At 56.6% G+C, this 205-nt stretch carries 1 pseudogene; it reads left to right on the top strand.

Features of this window, described 5'->3' with window-relative positions:
• Positions 1 to 56: 56 nt before the first annotated feature.
• Positions 57 to 205, top strand: a pseudogene (locus tag B7449_RS20235) (IS5/IS1182 family transposase); the annotation flags it as partial.

Genomic DNA, 205 nt, shown 5'->3' with positions numbered 1-205 from the left:
TAGCAGCCTGTCGGGTTGGGTTACCCAGTGAAGGGGTAAGGTTGTAAGGTGGTGAGATGAGCAGCTTCATCCCGTTTGACCGGTCTCAGCCGTATCTTCTGCCTCCTGATCTGAAGTCGTGGCTTCCTGCTGACGATATGGCGCATTTCATTGTAGCCGCCGTTGAGCGGGTTCCGATGAGTGCGTTCTGCGTGCCAGTGCGCAC

This window comes from Komagataeibacter intermedius TF2, from assembly GCF_000964425.1.
GTDB classification, from domain to species: domain Bacteria; phylum Pseudomonadota; class Alphaproteobacteria; order Acetobacterales; family Acetobacteraceae; genus Komagataeibacter; species Komagataeibacter intermedius.
The sequence above is the reverse complement of the archived record's forward strand: the minus strand, read 5'-3'. Positions and strand labels throughout refer to the sequence as shown.